The organism is Mycolicibacterium agri, from assembly GCF_002553505.1.
GTDB classification, from domain to species: Bacteria; Actinomycetota; Actinomycetes; order Mycobacteriales; family Mycobacteriaceae; genus Mycobacterium; species Mycobacterium agri.
Genome location: NZ_PDCP01000148.1, coordinates 1 through 7543, shown reverse-complemented (window position 1 = coordinate 7543; position 7543 = coordinate 1). Strand labels below are relative to the sequence as shown.

Sequence of the window (7543 nt, the reverse complement as noted above, 5' to 3'; positions counted from 1 at the left end):
ACAACCGCACCGGCGAGTCGGGCGGACGGGGCCAAAACAGACCGTCCTACCGGGGCCAAATCAACCTGTCACAGCCAGGGCGGTACCACCGCACGGCCACCTACCCGGTGTACTTGAACGCGCAAGATCCGGCGGAGGAGACAGTCGCCGAGATCTCCACGGCCACGCCGGACGGCAACACGGTGATCTACACCGACGCCGCCGCCAAACGCATCGGCTTCCTCGACATTGGTGATCCGGCGAAACCGGTTGGCAAAGGCATACTTTCGCTCGCTGAACTCGGCCATGCCGACGACCAGCCGACCTCGGTGGCGGCGATCGGCGACTACGTGTTGGTCGTCGTCGACACCACCGGCGGCGACTTCCCGCACCCGTCGGGCCGTGTGGACGTCGTGCGGGTCGCCGACCGCACCCGAGTGCGCAGCATCGACCTCGCCGGTCAACCGGACTCCATCGCGATCAGCCCGGACGGTGCATTCGCCGCGATCGCGATGGAGAACCAGCGCGACGAGGAAGCCACCCCGCCAGGCGGTGAAGAAGGTGACTTGCCGCAGCCGCCAACGGGATTCGTGCAACTTGTTGATCTGGCCGGCGCTCCGGACAGGTGGACTGCGCGCCGGGTCGACTTCGACGTCTCGGCGGCACGGGCTGCTGGTTTGGACACCCCGGAAGATCTCGAACCCGAATACGTGAGCATCAACTCCCGCGGTCAGGTCGCGGTGACGCTGCAGGAGAACAACGGCTTCGCGATCATCGACGGCCGCAGCGGCGCGGTGTCGAAGATCTTCAGCGCCGGAAGCGTTTCCGTGAACGGCATCGACACCGCTGAGGATGGGGTGATCGACCAGACCGGGTCGATCCCGGACACGCCGCGTGAGCCCGACGCCATCGGCTGGGTCGACGACGGCCACGTCGCCACCGCCAACGAGGGCGACTGGAAGGGCGGCACCCGCGGCTGGACGATCTTCGACGCCGCCACCGGCGAGGTGGTCTGGGATGCCGGCAATTCGCTCGAGCAACTCGCCGTGCGCACCGGCCTGCACAACGAGAGCCGCGCCGGGGCCAAGGGGCCGGAGCCCGAAGGGCTGGCGATCACCGAGATCGGCGGGCGGCCGACCGCGCTGATCGCCTCGGAGCGAAGCAATTTCGTCGCCGCGTACGACGTCAGCGATGTGACAGCGCCGAAGTTCCGGCAGATCATGCCGACCACTCCGGGGCCGGAGGGCGTCCTGACAATCCCGGCGCGCGACCTGCTGGTGATCTCGTCGGAGGAGGACAACCCCGAGAAGCGGGTGCGCGCCTCGGTCAGCGTCTACGGGTATGGCGAGACGTACGCCGAGGACGGCGGGATGGCGTTTCCGTCGATCGTGTCGGGCGACGTCGACGGGGCGCCGATCGGATGGGGCGCGCTCGGTGCGTTGAGCGCCGACCCGTCTGACGGGGATCGGTTGTTCACGGCGACCGATGTGGCGTTCGGGCCGTCGCGGGTGCTCGGTGTGGATGTGTCGAAGACGCCGGCGGTGATCGACTCCGCGCTGCCGGTCACCGAGGACGGGCAGCCGGTGACGCTCGACATCGAGGGGCTGGCCGCGCGGCCTGACGGCGGGTTCGTGCTCGCGGTGGAGGGCGAGGACGGTCCGGGCAATCAGCTGGTGTACGTGTCGGCCGACGGCAGCATCGAGCGGCGGGTTCCCTTGCCCCCGGACGTTGCGGCGAGGCTGGGCGGGCAGGGCCTCGAGGGGGTGGCCGTCGACGGCGACTGCGTGTGGGTGGCGGTGCAGCGCGAGGTAAAGGGCGACCCGAAGGGCGTGGTTCGGCTTGGGCGGTACAGCCCGGACCGCGACAGGTGGGAGTGGTTCGGCTATCAGCTGGAGGGCACGTCCGCGGAGGGGGACTGGATCGGCCTGTCCGAGATCGCGGTGCATGACGGCGCGCTGTTGGTGCTGGAACGCGACAAGCTCAACGGGCCGGATGCTCGGGTGAAGGGCATCTACCGGGTGGAGATGCCGGACGACGCGGAGGGGATGTCGGCGCAGGGGGCGCCGAAAGTGCTGCGGAAGACGTTGGCGCGCAACTTGTTGCCGGATTTGCAGGCGACGAACGGTTTCGCGCAGGAGAAGGTGGAGGGTTTCGCGATCGCGGGCAACGGGAAGCTGTACGTGGTCACGGACAACGACGGCCTCGACGACGCGAACGGCGAGACACAGTTCTTCGACCTGGGCCCGGCGGGTGAGGCGCTGAAGGGGTAAGTAGGCGGGGCCGGGCGGGGTCACATTTGGCGCCGTAGATGACGCTCGACACGGTTAGCAGGCGGCGGTTGTGGCCCGCGGGAGCGGCTCTGGCCCGTGTGACCTGGGGGTTTGCGGGTGAGTCGAGCGGCTCGGAGCTTTGGGTCGCCGTTGCGGCGGTTGGCGAGAGCGTGGGGGCCGTCGGTAGCGTGCGCTGCCGATGGGAAGGCACTCATTAGCCAAGGAGCGACGCTGGCCGCGGTTGACGGTCGTGGTGGGGGCTGTCGCGGCCGCCGCGGTGTTTGTTGTCGGCGCAGACAGTCATCCGCAGTTGGGTGACGCGGCGGGGTGCTGTGGCGATGTCGCGGCGGCAGCGCCGCCGAGCCCGCCACCTCCGGCGGTGCAGCCGATGGCGGCCATGCAGCCCAAGCCGAGGGTTCCGGATGTGTTGCCGAGGGGCGTGGCGCAGGAGAAGGGGCTGCAGGTCGACACGATCTTGGCGGCACGGGCGGTGAGTGCGGCGTTCCCGGAGATCCTCGACATCGGCGGGATGCGGTCGGATCCGTTGAAATGGCACCCGCACGGGTTGGCAATCGACGTGATGATCCCGAACGCGCGCTCGGCTGCGGGCAAGGCGCTCGGCGACAGCGTCCTGGCGTACGTGCTGGCGAATGCGGAGCGCTTCGGCGTGGTGCACGCGATCTGGCGCCAGACCATCTACCGGCCCGACGGTTCGAAACGAGTGATGAGGAACCGCGGCTCGGACACCGCCAACCATTACGACCACGTACACGTCGCGACCAAAGGCGGCGGATATCCCTCGGAGGCTCAGACTTTCCTCCGCTGAATCAATCGAGCGCATTAATCGCCGTAGTGGTCGACCGGGTCAGGTCTGCGGCCTCCAGTTCAAAGTCTGGCGAGAATAGATGGCACGCGCCATACCGTTCATGTGTTGTGTCAATCAAAACCCTTCTCGGCAGCATTGATGTTCGAGGTGATTAGATCGGAGACCTGCGTCACCATCGAGTCAAGGTCTTCGTGCTCCCAGAATCTCAAGACCACCCATCCGGCCGCGCGTAGCGCGCACGTTTGTTGAAGGTCTCGGCGTGCATTGCCTTCTAGTTTGGGCGACCAGTAATCGCTGTTGACTGACGGCTTCCGTCCATGTTTCGGGCAGCTATGCCAGAAGCAGCCGTCGATGAAGACAGCGATACGGTGCCTAGTAAAGGCAACGTCGGGCCGGATAACCTTGCCATTGACCTTTATCGCGTAATCCTTCCGGAATCTAAAGCCAAGGCCGTGTAGTGCCGATCGAAGCTTCACCTCTGGTTTTGTGTCTCGACGTCGGATAGCCGCCATATTGCGGGACCGGCCGGGCGTCGTCGCATAACTTTGCAAACCCACTGTTCGGTGCGCCTCCTCCGCTGGCCGCCGCCACACGGCTACCGTACGACGGAGAACATTGACCATGGCCCGGCACGCCGGGTAAAGTCGTCTATCGAACAAATGTTCGAATGTTGCGGAGGCGCGAAATGACGACCGGCTTGACCTGCTTTGAGATTTGCGCCGGGGCTGGGGGGCAGTCGCTAGGCCTGGAAGACGCGGGATTTGAACATGAGCTAGCGGTCGAGATTGAGCACGAGCCGTGCGAAACGTTACGTATCAACCGACCCCACTGGAAGATCCACGAAGGCGATGTGCGTGACATCGACGGGCGAGCATACCGGGGCGTCGACCTGCTGGCTGGTGGCGTTCCGTGCCCGCCATTCTCCATTGCGGGCAAACGCCTCGGTGAGGATGACGAGCGGGATCTCTTCCCAGAAGCCTTGCGTCTAGTGGAAGAGATCAGGCCTGCTGCCGTAATGCTCGAGAACGTGCGCGGGCTCTCGACGGTGAAATTCCGACCGTATCGTGAGGCGATTCGGAGCCGTTTAGCTGAACTTGGATATGAGTCAGACTGGCAGGTCCTCAACGCCAGCGATTTTGGTGTGCCGCAACTGCGGCCTCGTTTTGTTCTCGTCGCTGCCAAGCCCAAGTACTATCGGCGGTTCGTGTGGCCCGATTCCGACGGAGCCCCGCCCACCGTCGGCGAAGTGCTCTACCCTCTGATGGCCCGCAATGGATGGCGTGGCGCCAGGGCATGGGCAAGACGGGCCAGCGGCATTGGTCCGACCATAGTTGGAGGCTCTCGCAAGCACGGAGGGCCGGATCTAGGGCCAACCCGCGCACGGCGCGAATGGATGGAGCTGGCGGTCGACGGTAAGGGCTTGGCGAATGAAGGGCCCGATCGATACACGCCGATCGATCATGTACCGCGCCTTACGCTGGAGATGGCTGCTGCCCTGCAAGGTTTTCCGCCTGACTGGCAGTTCTATGGACGGAAGACGGCGGCATACCGGCAGATCGGTAATGCATTCCCTCCCCCCGTTGCAGCGGCCGTGGGTTGTCAAATCGTTGATGCGCTGAGTGGTAAGGCCTCAGCACGTCGGAAGGTCGGCCGGAACGCTCATTCTCGTCTTGCTGGTAGCGCATAGTCCATCGCTCGAAGCTCCGTGCGCATCTACCGAGAAGGCACCATCCCGCCTTCCGGCTGGAGATGCACTCATACTAAAAATCGCCGGAAGTTTTGGTGCCGCTGGCGCTTCGCTGCCGCTGGCGCATCAGGCAAACCCGCCCAGTAGTACATATCCTGCGCGTCGTAGCGGCTGTGGGCCGGACACTAAAAATTCGCCGCTACGGTGGCGGCGCAGGGTCTCGCCACCTCACAACTGTCTGTCAGCGGAAGTATTTGTCGACACACAGTCGGACCGTTAACGACCCGACTGCCAATTTTGCCGCCTACTTTGCCGTAGTTCGCTCTAAGCTTCCGCATTACAGCTGGAGGTTGGATCGTGACTCAGACGTCGTTTGACATAGCCCTGTGGCCAGAAAGTTCGGATGATCCGGCACTGGAGGCCGTCGTTGCTGCCCTCTATAGGCTCGATCCGACCGGGGACAAAGTGGCAGCCGTGCTACGCGAAACCTTCGATCAGCTCTACGACGGACAGCACACAGGCCGGTGGAAATTCGAAGGGTTGTACAAAACAGAGAAGACCCACATGGGCACGTTGGTCGAGATCAACCTTCATCGCGCATTCGACTTCGACGACGGCATTGACATGGATTATCGTATTGCAGGCGTCGATGTCGACTGCAAGTACTCGTCAAGGCCGTATGGGTGGGAACTGCCGCCCGAGGTGGTTGGCCATCTTGCATTGCTCTTGCACGCAAACGAGAGCACCGCGTCGTGGCACGCCGGCATGCTCCGTATTCAGCCCGAACACCTGACCGCATCGAACAACCGCGACTCCAAGAAGAAGCTGGCGGCTTCTGCGCGGGCCAACATCCACTGGTTGTGGCGTGATCATGGCCGATTACCGCAGAATCTCTTCTATCGGCTCGACGACGAGACGCGCAACGCAATCTTCGCTGCCAGGGCGCCACGCGGTAACCAGCACGGACAAGCGCGGTTAAACGAGCTCTTCCGCCGCGTTCAAGGGCAAGTTATCCGACGCGCTGAGGTAGCGACTGTGGGACAGCAGGACGACTTTATGAAGCGGGCACGCAACAACGGCGGATCGCGGACCTATCTTCGCAGGGAGGGAATTCTGGTGCTCGGCCATCAGGACGACGATCCGCTGGTCGCGAAAGCTCTGGGTTTGCCCGTCCCCCAAAAGGGCGAATTGGTCGCGGCTCGCGTAACTCGCGCAAAAGTTGGCCGGACCGATCCCGTTGCGGAGATAGGTGGCGGGGGATGGGCTCTCGCTCGACCGGAAGATCCAGTGGAGCTTGCGCCCGAGATACCGCGGGGTGGTAGATGATTTCGCGACGCTGGTGCCAGCAATCGACGTGACACGCAAATTGCAGTTCGAGTCAAATTCTGCGCACGGTGTGTATGTGCGCCCCTTCATGCGAAAAGAACTCTTTAGCACCAGATTTGACCAAAGATGCGAAAGGAATGGTTAGACTCCATGTATGAGTATCATTGTCGCATTCGATGACATAGCAAACTCAGATTTGGTTGTCGCGGGAATCTATAAAGGCGGTACTCGAGGCACAGTAGCGGACGATCCGATCAGCAAGCTGGTGCCGGTCGGAAACCAAGGCGGGTTCCGATACAAGGGATCACCGGTTAAAGGTTCGGTTCGAATCGCCGTCGTTTACACCAGCGGCGTCGAGGAAGAGTGGCCGGATCATCTCGATGAATCGACTGGAATCCTCACGTACTACGGGGACAATCGCAGACCTGGGCAAGATCTTCTGGGGACGCAGCGTAAGGGAAATCTCCTCCTTGAGAAGGTATTTGCCGCGAGCTTCGGGACGGCTGCTGACCGTATGAAGATTCCGCCGTTCCTCTTCCTGGAGAAGGTCGGCACCGGACGAGATGTGATATTCCGTGGGCTACTCGCACCCGGAGCTGAGGGTTTTCCTCCCGAAGAGGCCCTCAAAGCGATCTGGAGGGAATCTATCGAAGGACCCTACGAAAACTACGAATCGCGATTTACGGTCTTGAATGTCGGGCGCGTGAGGCGGACATGGATCGACGCTGTCGTGAAGGGGATTCCGCCGGTTGAAGCGCCAGATTGTCCCTCAGCGTGGCGATCCTGGGTAACGAGTCGAAGTTACGACGTCTCGAGGCTACTGGTCACCAGCACCTATTCTTCCAGCAGTTCAATACGATCGGAGAGATCTCCTCTGTCAGCCGGGTCGGATAGTGCGAATTTCCGATAGATCAGTGGCATACCATATTTCACGGTTGTGGAGGTCGTGAGTCTCGTAACGACTCCTCCGTAGGCGAACTGCACGAGTCAATTCACCGATAGTTAAACACGATGCAACCGTGCTGGGAACGTCAGATACCCAGGCGGTGCCTCGCTCCGAATCCAGCGTAAGGGAGGACCTGCCGTTAGCGGCAAACTCGACCGCTTCAAGGATTCCTTGAACTGCGTCTTGGTCTTCCTAGTCGTCGATAGCTTCCCAGTGTGCCGGACAGTCGAACCGCCGAGCGCAAAAGTAGCAGTGACGGGTCGACGGAAATGCTGGACGGTAATTGGCGACCCACGCACTTCTCGCCGCTTTAACTCTCTTCAGTAGGGCGAGCGCCTCGAGCTCCGTCGCTTCAATCACTCGCAAGCCTCGTCGCAGGCTAAAAACGCCAACTGTCGCAGGCCAACTGCGACGGTTCGCGAAAACTAGGAGTGTCGCTTGCCAGGGTGATGGGACCACCTGATTGCCAGGGGGATGGGACCACCGTGGCGCGTTACTGAGGATGCTTG

At 62.6% G+C, this 7543-nt stretch carries 6 protein-coding genes; 5 read left to right on the top strand and 1 reads right to left on the bottom strand.

Translation table 11 applies throughout. The features are described 5' to 3' along the window. Together CQY20_RS32590 and CQY20_RS35295 are read left to right on the top strand one after the other, a co-directional pair. Nucleotides 1-2249, top strand: a 2249-nt coding sequence (locus CQY20_RS32590) for an esterase-like activity of phytase family protein (protein ID WP_109789781.1), incomplete at its 5' end; no start/stop codon positions are given. Nucleotides 2250-2448: 199 nt separating this feature from the next. Next, nucleotides 2449-3075 (top strand): VldE C-terminal domain-containing protein, encoded by a 627-nt coding sequence (locus CQY20_RS35295; RefSeq protein WP_174814684.1) that lies wholly within the window; start codon nucleotides 2449-2451, stop codon nucleotides 3073-3075. 110 nt (nucleotides 3076-3185) lie between these two features. Here CQY20_RS35295 and CQY20_RS32580 read toward each other — a convergent pair whose 3' ends face one another. Then, nucleotides 3186-3626 (bottom strand): very short patch repair endonuclease, encoded by a 441-nt coding sequence (locus tag CQY20_RS32580; protein WP_272938847.1) that lies wholly within the window; start codon nucleotides 3624-3626, stop codon nucleotides 3186-3188. Between the two features lie 134 nt (nucleotides 3627-3760). On the opposite strand from CQY20_RS32580, the gene CQY20_RS32575 reads away from it, so the two are divergent. From CQY20_RS32575 to CQY20_RS34690, 3 genes are all read left to right on the top strand, one after another. Beyond that, complete coding sequence (locus tag CQY20_RS32575; RefSeq protein ID WP_097945281.1) at nucleotides 3761-4762, top strand: DNA cytosine methyltransferase; 1002 nt, start codon at nucleotides 3761-3763, stop codon at nucleotides 4760-4762. Between the two features lie 357 nt (nucleotides 4763-5119). Further along, a complete protein-coding gene (locus CQY20_RS32570; RefSeq protein WP_097945276.1) occupies nucleotides 5120-6088 on the top strand; it encodes a NaeI family type II restriction endonuclease in 969 nt (322 codons plus the stop codon). A gap of 154 nt (nucleotides 6089-6242) precedes the next feature. Next, nucleotides 6243-6998, top strand: a complete 756-nt coding sequence (locus CQY20_RS34690; protein WP_133119197.1) for a hypothetical protein — start codon at nucleotides 6243-6245, stop codon at nucleotides 6996-6998. Nucleotides 6999-7543 lie beyond the last annotated feature (545 nt).